This window comes from Sphingomonas oleivorans, from assembly GCF_003050615.1.
In the GTDB taxonomy this organism is placed as follows: Bacteria; Pseudomonadota; Alphaproteobacteria; order Sphingomonadales; family Sphingomonadaceae; genus Sphingomonas_H; species Sphingomonas_H oleivorans.
Genome location: NZ_NWBU01000011.1, coordinates 75,282 through 87,784, shown reverse-complemented (window position 1 = coordinate 87,784; position 12,503 = coordinate 75,282). Strand labels below are relative to the sequence as shown.

10 protein-coding genes and 1 pseudogene are annotated in these 12,503 nt (G+C 62.9%); 9 read left to right on the top strand and 2 right to left on the bottom strand.

Annotated features, from left to right (window positions below; all coding sequences use genetic code 11):
- Positions 1-505: 505 nt before the first annotated feature.
- Positions 506-1,726, top strand: coding sequence for an ROK family transcriptional regulator (locus CLG96_RS14765; protein WP_107968947.1), 1,221 nt, complete (start codon positions 506-508; stop codon positions 1,724-1,726).
- A gap of 163 nt (positions 1,727-1,889) precedes the next feature.
- On the opposite strand, the gene CLG96_RS14760 is transcribed toward CLG96_RS14765, so the two are convergent.
- A complete protein-coding gene (locus tag CLG96_RS14760; RefSeq protein ID WP_107968945.1) occupies positions 1,890-2,225 on the bottom strand; it encodes a hypothetical protein in 336 nt (111 codons plus the stop codon).
- A 4-nt stretch (positions 2,226-2,229) separates the two neighbouring features.
- Between CLG96_RS14760 and CLG96_RS14755 the strand changes: the two genes are divergently transcribed.
- From CLG96_RS14755 to CLG96_RS19225, 8 genes and pseudogenes are all read left to right on the top strand, one after another.
- Positions 2,230-2,412: a hypothetical protein gene (locus CLG96_RS14755; protein WP_107968943.1), complete on the top strand. Its 183-nt coding sequence runs from the start codon at positions 2,230-2,232 to the stop codon at positions 2,410-2,412.
- A gap of 78 nt (positions 2,413-2,490) precedes the next feature.
- Positions 2,491-3,462, top strand: coding sequence for an ROK family protein (locus tag CLG96_RS14750; protein ID WP_107968970.1), 972 nt, complete (start codon positions 2,491-2,493; stop codon positions 3,460-3,462).
- On the top strand, positions 3,455-4,837 hold the full coding sequence (locus tag CLG96_RS14745) for a sugar porter family MFS transporter (RefSeq protein WP_243395801.1): 1,383 nt from the start codon (positions 3,455-3,457) through the stop codon (positions 4,835-4,837). Before CLG96_RS14750 ends, CLG96_RS14745 begins: the two co-directional genes overlap by 8 nt.
- The gene (locus CLG96_RS14740) at positions 4,837-6,333 is read left to right on the top strand and encodes a glycoside hydrolase family 32 protein (protein WP_107968941.1); all 1,497 of its coding nucleotides are present in this window, start codon (positions 4,837-4,839) and stop codon (positions 6,331-6,333) included. Before CLG96_RS14745 ends, CLG96_RS14740 begins: the two co-directional genes overlap by 1 nt.
- 197 nt (positions 6,334-6,530) lie before the next feature.
- Positions 6,531-9,398: a TonB-dependent receptor gene (locus CLG96_RS14735; protein WP_107968939.1), complete on the top strand. Its 2,868-nt coding sequence runs from the start codon at positions 6,531-6,533 to the stop codon at positions 9,396-9,398.
- A gap of 102 nt (positions 9,399-9,500) precedes the next feature.
- Positions 9,501-10,922 (top strand): glycoside hydrolase family protein, encoded by a 1,422-nt coding sequence (locus CLG96_RS14730; RefSeq protein WP_107968937.1) that lies wholly within the window; start codon positions 9,501-9,503, stop codon positions 10,920-10,922.
- A 138-nt stretch (positions 10,923-11,060) separates the two neighbouring features.
- Positions 11,061-11,105: pseudogene (locus CLG96_RS19230) on the top strand (hypothetical protein); the annotation flags it as partial.
- Positions 11,106-11,188: 83 nt separating this feature from the next.
- Positions 11,189-11,497 carry a hypothetical protein gene (locus CLG96_RS19225; RefSeq protein WP_243395804.1) on the top strand — a complete coding sequence of 103 codons (309 nt, stop codon included), beginning with the start codon at positions 11,189-11,191 and terminating at the stop codon, positions 11,495-11,497.
- 149 nt (positions 11,498-11,646) lie between these two features.
- Here CLG96_RS19225 and CLG96_RS14720 read toward each other — a convergent pair whose 3' ends face one another.
- The gene (locus CLG96_RS14720) at positions 11,647-12,396 is read right to left on the bottom strand and encodes a hypothetical protein (protein ID WP_107968935.1); all 750 of its coding nucleotides are present in this window, start codon (positions 12,394-12,396) and stop codon (positions 11,647-11,649) included.
- Positions 12,397-12,503: the final 107 nt, after the last annotated feature.

The following is a 12,503-nucleotide window of genomic DNA, read 5'->3' as shown; positions in this document are numbered from 1 at the left end:
GGGGTGGAGCAGCCCGGTAGCTCGTCAGGCTCATAACCTGAAGGTCACAGGTTCAAATCCTGTCCCCGCAACCAACGATCACACAAAAGCCCGGCCACCCTCGTGGCCGGGCTTTCGTGCGTCTCCCGCACCACAACCCTCTCAAACAGCACCCACAGCACTCCTCTGCGCCGGCCTCAAACTCTCCTCCAGCCGGTGAACAAGCCTTTGGCGACCCTGGCTTTCTCTGCCTCGCTGCCGCGAAGCTATGGCTATCATGCTATGTCAACAGGCCCCAGCGTGGCTGCGACATCGATATCGATGGGCATGATGTTCCATCTTACTGCGCCCTTCTCGTAAGCGCTTGCCGGGCATAGGCTGGGAGCAATCAGCCAACCAGTGGTGCGGGCAGATCATTATGATCCTCTTCCCCGCAGTGTAGCATTCAATCACCGGGGGCGTCGAAGGCGCATGCGATGCCGGGAGTAGGTGAGCGTCGCGGTGTCGTTGGAGCAGAAGAGGTCAAATGCAGCGCGGAAGCAATGTGGTTGGGGTTCGGCGGTACAATGAGCGGCTTGTCCTGTCTTCGATTCGCCGCATGAATGGAGCTTCCAAAGCCGATCTGGCGCGCAGCACGGGGCTTTCGCCGCAGGCGGTGCTGCGGATCGTCGAGGACCTCGAGAGCGAAGGACTTCTCGTCCGCGCCGGGAAGCGAACCGGCGGGATGGGACAGCCATCGACGATCCTTCGCGTCAATGCCGACGGCGGGTATACTATCGGGGTCGAAATCGGTCGCGACCAGATCACCTGCGTGCTGCTCAACTTCGATTGCGAGATACTCGCAAAGCGCGTGGACAGGGTCACTTTCCCTGAGCTGCCTCACGTGATCGCCGAGATTCGGAATTTCGCAGACCGCGAACTCGATGCTTTGAACGAGGCGCAGCGGGCGCGCTTTCTCGGCATCGGCATCGCCATGCCCTGGTTCCTCGGCGAGTGGCGAAAGGAGATCGGCATTTCCGCCGAGCAGGCGCGCGAATGGCAGAAGGCCGATGTCGAGGAGACATTCCGGTCCGGGCTCGATTGCCCGATCTTCTTCGAGAATGATGGAAATGCCGGCGCCCTGGCCGAATTGCTGTGCGGCGTTGGGCTGAGCCTGAACAATTATCTCTACTGCCATCTCGGAACGTTCATCGGCGGCGGCCTCGTCCTGGGAGGCCAGATCCAGACCGGCCGGCACGGCAATGCCGCAGCGCTCGCCTCGATGCCGGTGCCGGGCAGGGGCGGGAAAGGCCAGGACTATCTGCTCCATCACGCATCGCTTTATCGTCTCAAAGCATTGCTGCACGATGCCCCGTTGCGGGATGGCTCTCCGCACTCGATGGCGGCCTATCTCGATAGAAATCCTCATGAGGCGCGGGTCTGGATCGAGGAATGTGCGAACGCGCTCGCCTTTGCCGTCATCGGTGCCAATAGCCTGCTCGATCTCGATGCGATCGTGCTGAACGGTGCGCTCCCCGATGCGGTGATCGACAGGCTGATCGAGGTGCTTCGCCAGCGGATCAGGATCGATCCGCCGCGCGATTTCTTCGAGCCCGTCCTGCTGCGCGGCAATATCGGCGAGATCGCACCTGCGGTCGGCGCCGGACTACTTCCGCTTCATGCGACCTTTTCGCCGAATCTCCGTTCGCTTCTGAAGAGCTCGGATGGCCGATCCCTCACCTCCCGACTGGGTAAAAATATGTACTAATTTTTACCCATAAACTGACCGAGTCGGATGTTCGCCCCGCATTAGATGATTGATTCTCTTCGCGGCCCTGAAGACTCCTTCGTATCTTGACGCTCCCTCGTCCCATCGGCGGTCGAGCGCACATGCACAGAACTGTTGACCCGACTAAGTCACCTTAGTAGATTTAGTCCGACGCCACAGAGATGGCGAAAAAGAGCGCGATCGCGCCAGGAGAGGAAAATGTATGGCCCTGAAAGCATGCTGCTGCATGTTCGTTTCGGCGTTTAACGTCGCCGAGATCGCCGTTGCCGGCGTTACCGAAAACACGCGAAAGCTCGACGCGACCTTCTCGATCAGCACGATCAACGCGCAGGAGCTTCAGATCCTCGCGCGCTCGTCGACGTCGGACCTGCTCAGTAACATTCCCGGTCTCTACGCCGGGGGTGGCACAGCGGGCGAGGCGAGCAATAACGAGGGCTTCATCCGCGCCGATCTGGTGACCGAACGCCTCCAGCGACATCGATGTGACGGAATATGCGGGCCAGGCCGAGGTGAATCTCGGCATGCTGGTGAAGATCAACGACAATCTCACCAACTCGCTGTCGCTCATCGAGGGCGGGACGATCGACATAAGCAAGCGCAACATCGGCACCGGCAGCTCGCTGTTCGGACGCATCATGCGCGCCAGCCTGACCTATCGCTTCTGATCGCGGTCGGAGCGGGCGCGCGAGCGCCTGCCTCGTCATTATGACGGATGGGACATTATGACGGATGAGACAGATTCCATGAGCCAACCGCAACTGCTCGGCGCCATCGAGGCGGGAGGAACCAAGTTCCTGTGCGCGCTCGCCGACACCGACGGCACGATCCTCGACGAGATCCGCGTTCCGACGACGACGCCGGAGGAGACGCTGACGGCGTCGAGCGACTTCTTCCTTCAAGCGACGGCGCGCCATGGGCCGCTGGCGACGCTGTCGATCGGCAGCTTCGGTCCGCTGTCGCTCAACCAGACTGCGGCCGATTACGGTGCGATCGTATCGACGCCCAAGCCGGGGTGGAGCGGTGCCGACCTGCTCGGCCACTTCCGCCGCACGCTGGGCGTGCCGATGGCGCTCGATACTGACGTCAACTGCGCCGGCGTGGGCGAGCTGCTGTTCGGCAGCGGACGCGGGCTCGATACCTTCTGCTACGTGACCGTCGGCACTGGGATCGGCGTCGGGCTTGTGATCGGCGGCGTACCGCACGGCGGCGCCAACCATCCGGAGGCCGGCCATATCCGCCTGCCGCGCGCCGCCGGTGACGAGGACTTTGCGGGCATCTGCCCCTATCATGGAGATTGTCTGGAAGGGATGGCGAGCGGGCCGGCGATGCGGGCGCGCTGGGGCATGCCAGGCGAGCTCCTCGAGCCCAACCACGCCGCCTGGCGGATCGAGGCCGACTATCTTGCCGCTCTGTGCGCAAACCTCACCTATATCGTCCGGCCGGACCGGATCATTCTGGGCGGCGGCGTGATGCAGAACGACGCGATGTACGATCATGTACGCGCCGCGCTGCGGAGCAAGCTCGCCGGCTATGACGCAACCGTCAGCGCGATCGACCTCGACGGTTATGTGGTGCGACCTACGGCGGGTGCCTCCGCCGGCCTCACCGGTGCGCTCGCAATCGCCTTTCGCCTCTTGAAGCGTCGCTGGCCGACGCACTGGACCGTCGGCAGCGCGCCGGCGGCCGCTCTCGCGGAGAACGTCTCTCATGGTTGACGCTATCATGCCCGCCGCCTCCCCCCCCACGGCGATCGACGAAGAAGGTGGAGTCACTCCCGCGATCGTGCTGAGCGCGGCAGGCGCCGCGCTCGGCGGGCTCCTGTTCGGGTTCGACACCGCCGTGATCTCCGGCACCACTGCGGCGCTCCAGGCGCGCTTTGCGCTCACCGACGGGGCGCTCGGCTTCACCGTCGCCTCCGCTTTGATCGGGACGGTCATCGGCTCGCTCGTCGCTGGCGCACCCGCCGACCGGTTCGGGCGCAAGCCGATGTTGCTCGTGGTGGCGATCGCCTATGTGGTCTCCTCGCTTGGTGCGGCGCTGGCGGGAAGCTGGCCGATGCTGCTCGCGTTCCGTTTTCTCGGCGGGCTGGCGATCGGTGCGGCGTCGGTGGTGACGCCGATCTATATCGCGGAGGTCTCGCCCGCACGCTTCCGCGGCCGCCTGGTGGCGCTCAATCAGCTCAACATCGTGCTCGGCATCCTCATCGCCTTCCTGTCGAACTATGTCATCGCGCAAGCGCTGCCGGCAGACACGGCGTGGCGCTGGATGCTTGGCATCGTTGCGGTGCCCTCCTTCGTCTTCCTCATCGTCACGCTGCTGCTGCCCGACAGCCCGCGCTGGTACGCGGTCAACGGGCGCGAGGCGCAGGCCGCGGCGGTGATGCGGCGGCTGGGCTTCCTCGATCCGGACAGCGAGATCGTGCGAATGCGCGAGGCGCTGGCCCGCGACACGCACGGCGCCACGCCGCGGCTGTTCCAGCGCAGCTACTCGGTGCCGGTCGCCTGCGCGATCGCGATCGCGATGTTCAACCAGCTTTCCGGTATCAACGCGCTGCTCTACTATGCGCCGCGCATCTTCGAGCTGGGTGGGGCAGGCGCGGACAGCGCGCTGCTCCAGTCGGTCGCGGTCGGGGGCACCAACCTCGTCTTCACCGTGCTGGCGCTTTTTCTGATCGACCGTTTCGGCCGCAAGCCGCTGCTCTACGTCGGCTCGGTGGCGTGCGCCGCGGCCTTGATTCTCGTCGGACTCCAGCTCGAGACCGCGCGCCCCGACGGCACGCTCGTCCTCATGGGCCTGCTCGGCTTCATCGCTGCTTTCGCGGTCAGCCAGGGCGCGGTGATCTGGGTCTTCATCTCGGAAGTGTTTCCGAGCGAGGTGCGCGGCAAGGGGCAGGCGCTGGGCTCAACGACGCACTGGGTGATGGCCGCTGCGATCACCTGGATCTTCCCGATCGTGGCGAGCAGCCTGGGTGGCTGGGTGTTCTTCTTCTTCGGCGCGATGATGCTGCTTCAGCTCGCGTGGGTGCGGCGGTTCATGCCCGAGACCAACGGCATCCCGCTCGAGGAAATGTCCTTCCGGAGTGCGCACTGATGATCCTCCGCCTGGCTACCATCCTCGTCGCGCTCGCGACCGCCGCGCCGATCGCGGCGCAGGCCCCCGGGCCCGATCCGCGGCCGACATATCACTTCACGCCCGCGCGCAACTGGCTGAACGACCCGAACGGCCTGGTCTATTATGAAGGGGAATATCACCTCTTCTACCAATATAATCCCCATGGCGACCGCTGGGGCCATATGAGCTGGGGCCATGCGGTCAGCCGCGACCTCGTCCATTGGCAGGAGCTGCCGGTCGCCATCCCCGAGACCGACGTCATGGCCTTTTCGGGCAGCGCGGTGATCGACTGGAAGAACAGCAGCGGCTTCGGCCGCGACGGCAAGCCCGCAATGGTCGCGATCTTCACCGGCCACGATCCCAAAGCTAAGAACCAGTCGCAATATGTCGCGTACAGCAACGACCGCGGACGCACCTTCACGCGCTACGGCAAGGTGCTCGACATCGGCTCGAGCGAGTTCCGCGATCCCAAGGTGTTCTGGCACGAGCCGACGAAGCGCTGGGTGATGGTGGTCCTGATGGCGGCCGAGAACCGCGCCATGATCTACACCTCTCCCGATCTGAAGCAGTGGCAGTACGCCAGCAGCTTCGGGCCGGCCGGTGGACGGGGCAGATATTGGGAATGCCCCGATCTGTTCGAGCTGCCGGTCGAGGGCGGCGCGCCGGGCGAGAAGCGTTGGGTGCTGAGCATCAACTTGGGTGACAACGCGGTCGGTGGCGGCTCGGGCGGCCAATATTTCGTCGGCGATTTCGACGGCACCCGCTTCACGCCGGTGCCCGGATGGGGGTCGGAGCCGCAATGGATGGACTATGGCGCGGATTTCTATGCCGCCATTTCGTGGAACGACCTGCCCAAGAACGATCCGCGCCGCATCTGGATCGGCTGGGCGAATGACTGGCGCTATGCCGAGTCCATTCCGACCTATCCGTCGCGCGGGGCGATGTCGGTGCCGCGCACCGTGGCGCTGCGCAAGACGGCGGAGGGCTATCGCATCGCCCAGGCGCCGGTGCGCGAACTACAGGCGCTGCGCGGCTCGAAACGGGAGACGAAAGTCACCTTGGGCGAAACGCCGGTCGATCTGCCGATCGAGGGCGGCGCCGTGGAACTGCAGGTCGATCTCGACACTGGGACGGCCGAGCAGGTGGCGATCGCGCTGACCGACGGGCAGGGGTATCAGACGCTGATCGGCGTCAATCCGACGGTGAACGAGGTTTTCATCGACCGGACGCGTTCCGGGCCGTATTTCCACAACGGTTTCGCGAACCGGCATGTCGCGCCGGTCGACCTCAGCGGTCGCAAGGTGTCGCTGCGGGTGCTGGTCGACGAATCGATCATCGAGCTGTTCATCAATGACGGCACGCAGACGATTACCGATCGCTTCTTTCGCGGCGGCGGCCCGCTGCGCTGGAGCGTGTCGGCACGCGGCGGCACAGCGTCGATGAACGCCACTGCCTGGCCATTAAGCGCGCGCTGAAACATTTTATGGCATCTGATTTTTAAAAGTTTCGAAATACGTCCAGATCGTCAAGTTATGATCGATCCCGGATGGTGGATATTTCATTTTTTAGTATGTAAGCTTTCATCAGTATAACAAAATCTCTTAAATGCTTCGAATGACAATAAGTCTGTATTCAATAGTCATTCTGAAGATTGGGCAATTAGGGAGGATTTATGTCGGGGAAAATGCTGGGTCTTTTGCGTTCGACGTCTTTTTTTGCATTGCTCGTTGCGTCTCCGGCGATTGCGCAGGAGACAAGCGGGAGCGCCGCGATCAAGAGCGAAGCGGAGCCGACTCCCCAGCAGGATAATCAGTCGAACGCGGCATCCGGCGCATCCGCGGATCCGGTTACCGGTGCAGCAGCCGAGGAAATCATCGTCACGGGCTATCGCGCCGCGCTCGGCTCCGCGCAGGAGATGAAGCGCCGGTCCGACGCGATTGTCGATGCCATCGTTTCCGAAGATATCGGGAAGCTGCCCGACAATAACGCCGCCGAGGCGATCTCGCGCGTGGTCGGGGTGCAGGTGCTGCGCTATAATGACGAAGCGGGCGTGGTGCTCGTCCGTGGTCTTCCCGATGTCGGGACCACGTTCAACGGCCGCGAATTCTTCACTGCCGAGGACCGCGTGCTGCACCTTCAGGATTTCCCGGCAGGCGTGGCCGCGGGACTTGAGGTCTATAAATCCGGCACGTCCGATCTGATCGAACCGGGCCTGGCGGGCTTGATCAACCTGCGCTCGCGCCGGCCGTTCGATGTCAAGGACACCGAGATTGCGGGCGAAGTGCGCGGCTCCTACAACGACCAGGCGAAGGCTTATGATCCGGCGGGCAACCTGCTCCTCACCAAGCGCTGGGACACGGGCATCGGCGAGATCGGCGCGCTGGTCAACTTCAGCTATGTCCGCACCACCTATCGCAACGCGGATCGCTACGCCGACTCCGCCGTCATCAGCCCCGCCGGATTCAACGCTGAGGATACGGCCGACGACCTCACCGTGACGACGCCGGGCGTGGGCCAGTTCCGTTTCCCGGCCAATGCCGGCAATTTCTATGAAAAGGGCATCCGTCACCGGCCCGCCATCAACGGCACGATTCAGTGGCGCCCGACCCCCGATCTGGAAATCTATGCCGAAGGTTTGTGGCAGGCCTATCGCGGCAAGGTGCTGAGGGATGGGTTCAACGTCAATTTCGAACGCCGCGACATCAATGGCGTCGCACCGACGCTCAGCAATGTCGTGCTGGTGGAAGGCGAGCCGCTGAAGGCCGCGAGCTTCACCAAGACGGGCGGCTATGTGCCGGAATTCTTCCGCTCGACGCAGGATGACAAGACCGACACCTATCAGGCCGCGCTGGGTTTCAAATGGAATTCCGGGCGCGCGACCTTGTCGGGCGACTTCGCCTACACCAACAGCAAATATGAGGCCGATGAAGACAGCGTGGACGCGCAGCTGGCGACGGCGCCGACCATCAATGTCGATTGGGACGTGAAGGGGTCGGCGATTTTCGACCTTGGCGACTTCGACAAGATGAACCCGGCCAATTATGTGTGGCGCGGCTTCTATCAGCGCCATTTCGTGACCAAGGGCGATGGCGTCCAGGGCAGGCTCGATCTGGAACTGGAAACGGACAGCGCCTGGTTGCCCAAGCTTCAGTTCGGTGTCCGCGCGAGCGACAGGACGGCGCTCATGCAGAACAACAACCGCTATGCCTATACCGCCGGTCTGCGCATGCCGCTGGCCAGCCTGCCGACCGGCGAACTGGAACTCATAAATGACGGTTTCCGTGGCGATCCGCAGCGGTTCCAGAACTGGCTGATGCCGTCGCGCAGCGCGATCCGGGGCAATGTGGAGGCCTTGCGGCAGCTTTCCTATGCTTCGGTTCAGCAGTTGACCGTGCTGTTCCCCAATGACGGCGGCATCCGCGATGCGGTGACCAAGTTCGCGACGGAGGAAATTCCCTTCGATCCGCTGAATGGCTTCACGGCCAAGGAAGCCAGCTATGCGATGTACGGCCAGGGCAAGTATGAATTCGATCTGGGCGGCATCAGTGCGGACGGAACTTTCGGCGTGCGGGTCGTCAATACCGATGGCGAATATTCGGGCTATTCGCGGGTGACGGATGCCAATGGCGTCGCCCAGATCGTGCCGCAGATATCGCGCCAAAACTATCTGGACGTGTTGCCTTCGATCCAGACGCGCATTCGCTTTTCGCCGCAGTTCCAGATGCGCCTCGCCTTCAACCAGACGCGGACGCGGCCGAGCTTCGGACAGCTCAACCCGTCGCTCAACATCACGCGCAACAGCCCCGGACCGGACGGATCGCCGCCGCAATATGCGGCGTTCGGCAGTGGCGGCAATCCGAACCTCAAGCCGCTGACATCGGACAATTATGACGCGACGCTGGAATATTATTTCTCAAAGAATGGCTCGGCGACGCTCGCTGTCTTCTATCGGGACCTGGAAGGGTTCATCAGCAACTATACGCGGGACGTGATGGATCCGGACTATGGCCGCATCCAGATCAACCGGCCGGAAAATGCCGGCAAGGGCCGGATCAAGGGTGCCGAAGCGTCATTCCAGACCTTCTTCGACTTCCTGCCCGGCCTTCTTTCGGGCTTCGGTGCTCAGGCCAACGTCACCTATCTCGACGGCACCAATGCCTTGCCGACGATATTGGGCGAAGGCGCCCGGCAGGTGCGGATCACTGGTCTGTCGAAATGGGCCTACAACCTCACCGGCTTCTATGAAAAGGGGCCCTTGTCGGCACGCCTTTCCTACAACCATCGCTCCAGTTACATCAACAGCTACAATCGCAACTCCAACGAGCAGCAATATGCCGGCGAGATCACGCGAGGCATCTCCCGCCTCGATTTCTCGGCATCCTATGAAGCGTTCAAGGGGATCACGATCGTCGGCAATGTCAGCAATATTCTGGCCGAGCCGTTCAACAATTATCGCTATTACAACGAAACCCAATATTTCCCGCGCGATCTGAGGATCGAGGGGCGCTATTTCAGCCTTGGTGTCCGCTTCAAGATGTAAGCGCCGACTGCAAATCAACATTTGGTGTCGGGGGAGGGAAGTGGTTGCACGCCACATTCACTCCCCGACCCGAAATACCGGCTCCAGCAAGGATGGCTGACCATGTTTCGGCGTCTGTTCCCTTTGTTGCTGATCGCCGCATCGGGCGGCTCCCCTGCGGAGCCGCCCATCTATTTCGCGCATGAGGAAGCCGGTATTGGCGATCCCAACCCCTTCTTTGAAAACGGCGTCTATTCGGTCTTCTACCTGAAGAATGAGGGCCGACATCCCTGGTGGATGACCCAAAGCTCGGACTTGGCGACCTGGTCCAGGCCGGTTGAAATTGTGCCTGTCGGCAAGCCCGGCACAGCTGATTACTGGACGGGCAGCGGCAGCATCATCGCCGACCCGACGGGCGGATATCGTCTCTATTATACCGGCCACGATCCCGAAGGGCGGCCCAAGGAAGTCGTCATGGAGGCGCGGGCGCCGACCCTTGCCGGCCCGTGGAGAAAAGTGCCTGAAACCACCTTCGCCGGCCTGCCCGACTATGATCAATGGGACTTCCGCGACCCCTTCGTCCTCTGGAATGCCGAGGCGAAAGCCTATTGGATGCTGCTGACCACCCGGCATGGGGGCAAGGCCGCCATCGGCCTCTACACCTCGCCGGATCTGGCGCGGTGGACCGCCGCACCGCCGCTTTATAAGGAAGATTCGCCACTCAACCTCGAAGTGGCCGACCTCTTTGCCGAGGGCAACGACTGGTTCCTGCTCTATTCGGACCAGCGCGGCCAATCCCGACAGGTCCGCTACCTGACCGCCGCCGACAGCGCCGGTCCTTACGCCTATGGGCCTTATGACGCGCTCGACGGTCGCGGCTTTTATGCAGGCAAATCCGCCGGAACCGGTGAGGATCGCTTGCTCTTCGGTTGGGTGGCGCACAAGAGGCTGCGCAAGGACGCCCTGGGCTTCGTCTGGGGTGGTGACCTGATCGCCCATGCCCTGCGGCGTACCGACACCGGCGCGCTGGCCGTCAGCCTGCCCGATGACATTGCAAGCCAGTTCGTCACCGAGCGCGCAAAGCTTTCGGCTGCGGCAGTGGAAATCGGTGCCGCCGACAAAGCGCTGCTGGTCAGTGCCGATGTTAGGGTGAAGCCCGGCGACCGCTTTGGCATCGCATTCAACGCAACCAACTCTGGCCGCATCAGCACCATCGAGCTCGACACCGTCAAGGGCCAGGCCGCTTTTCTCTACAATGGCGATCCCGCAAACGCACCGCGCATCGCCTTTCCGCCCAACGCGCAAGGCCGCTACACGCTCGACCTGATGGTCGATCCTAAACTTGGCCTGGGCATCGTCTACATCAACGATTTTCGCGCGCTGAGCTTCCGCTACTACCGGATCGGCGACACGACCCTGTCGCTCTTCGCCGACGGCGGCTTTGCCGGGCTCACCGGGTCGGTGCGGGTGCGCAGCGCGGATATGACATCCCCGGTTTCGAGGAAGCCAGCCGCGGCACCATCAGCAGCGCCGGCGAGGATGTGACCAGCCGCGATCCGGTTCGAGGCGAAGAGCGATGGCGTTCATCGGGTGGAGGTTCGCTGACCTGCTTGCGTTTGTCGATACAATGCCGCGCGCCCGCACATACTGCTGCTCACCGGTCCGCCGGTTACGGGCAAGACGGTGCTTGCGCACCATCTGGCGCGTGCGCTTGATCGCCCGCTGGTGGTGAAGCGCGCGTCGGATCTGCTCTCGCGCTGGGTGGGCGGCACCGAGGCGGCGATCGCGCGAGCGCGACCACCAGCTGGGAGGTGGGGCAGGTCAACGAGCTGCTCACCTGGCTCGACCGTCATCCGCTGCCGGTGGTGGCCGCCACCAATCACGGCCACAAACTTGATCCGGCGGCGCTCCGACGCTTCGTGTTCAAGCTGAAGCTACGGCCACTCGGGCGGGAGCGGGCGGCGCAGGCCTTCCAGCGCTTCTCCTCGATGCCCGCGCCCCTGGCACCCGTCTCCTATCACAGCTTTGGCGACTTCAACGTCGCGGTCCCGAATGATCCCGCGAACCGCAATGGGCAACAGGGATGCGTCTTTCCATCCTATGGCATCAATGCCCAATGAAGGCGGAATTTTCAAACAATCTGCGCAATCAGCGCGACTGAGAACAATGGGGGCCTCCGAATGACATGTGCGCTGGGCATCGTCGCGCGCCTGACTTATCGCCGATGAGCATGAGTCCCGTGCCGCCGCAATGCCGGGGTGACGAGGCGTCAGGCGAAGATCTCGGCCAGTTGATCTGGCGTGCTGCCTTCCTTGATCTCGCGGAGTTCGATGTAGATCGCTGCGGTCACCGCGCTCCAGCAGAGCGCGAGGATGGCTGAGCCGACGGCTTGGACCAGCAGGGCGAGCAGCTCCGGCCCGTTGAGGGCCTGCGAGATTATGATCTGAAGGCCTCCGAAAAGGAGCAGGGCGACGCCATAGAGCAGCATCATCCCGAAGATCTGCCAGCGGGCGCCCTTGGTCAGCTCGCGGCTGCGGCCGAGGCTCGCAAAGACGCCTTCGCCTTCCTCCACCAGCACCGGGACGGAGACCGACCACATTGTGGCGACGATGAGGCCCGGTATCAGGAACGCGATCGATGCCACGCCCACGCCGAAGCCGAAGACGATGCTCAGACCGACCAGCGGCAGGATCAGGCGCACGCCCTGTCGCAGGCAGGGGCCGATCCGGGGCCTTCCGCCGCTCAGGTCCAGGATCGTGGCACGGACGATGGAAGCCTGGAGCACCGAACTGGCGATGATCGAGACAAGGCTGCTGATCAGGCCCCATAAGCCGGACAGCAGGATGATGGGGGCATTGGCAGCCTCGGTCCGCAACAGGCCCAGCCCCAGGGCAGGCAGGCCGGCGAAGATGGCGGCAAGGACGAGGAAAGCGATGCCATTGCGGCTGATGGCGCCGGTCGCACGCTGCATGACGCGGCCAAATTCGAAACGTGGAGTATAATCCACTACGGTTTCCATCTGGAATGTCCCCCCAAATTGACTTGGCCTGTTGCGTCCCCACGTTACGGGCCGACGATATGTTTCCCTTTTGCGATGCGCTTGTCCATCGCCGGCTCGGCTATTTT

Coding starts and splice junctions, on each gene's coding strand:
- CLG96_RS14765 (WP_107968947.1), top strand. CDS start 506: ATGCAGCGCGGAAGCAATGTGGTTGGGGTTCGGCGGTACAATGAGCGG.
- CLG96_RS14760 (WP_107968945.1), bottom strand. CDS start 2,225: ATGTCGCTGGAGGCGTTCGGTCACCAGATCGGCGCGGATGAAGCCCTC.
- CLG96_RS14750 (WP_107968970.1), top strand. CDS start 2,491: ATGAGCCAACCGCAACTGCTCGGCGCCATCGAGGCGGGAGGAACCAAG.
- CLG96_RS14745 (WP_243395801.1), top strand. CDS start 3,455: ATGGTTGACGCTATCATGCCCGCCGCCTCCCCCCCCACGGCGATCGAC.
- CLG96_RS14740 (WP_107968941.1), top strand. CDS start 4,837: ATGATCCTCCGCCTGGCTACCATCCTCGTCGCGCTCGCGACCGCCGCG.
- CLG96_RS14735 (WP_107968939.1), top strand. CDS start 6,531: ATGTCGGGGAAAATGCTGGGTCTTTTGCGTTCGACGTCTTTTTTTGCA.
- CLG96_RS14730 (WP_107968937.1), top strand. CDS start 9,501: ATGTTTCGGCGTCTGTTCCCTTTGTTGCTGATCGCCGCATCGGGCGGC.
- CLG96_RS14720 (WP_107968935.1), bottom strand. CDS start 12,396: ATGGAAACCGTAGTGGATTATACTCCACGTTTCGAATTTGGCCGCGTC.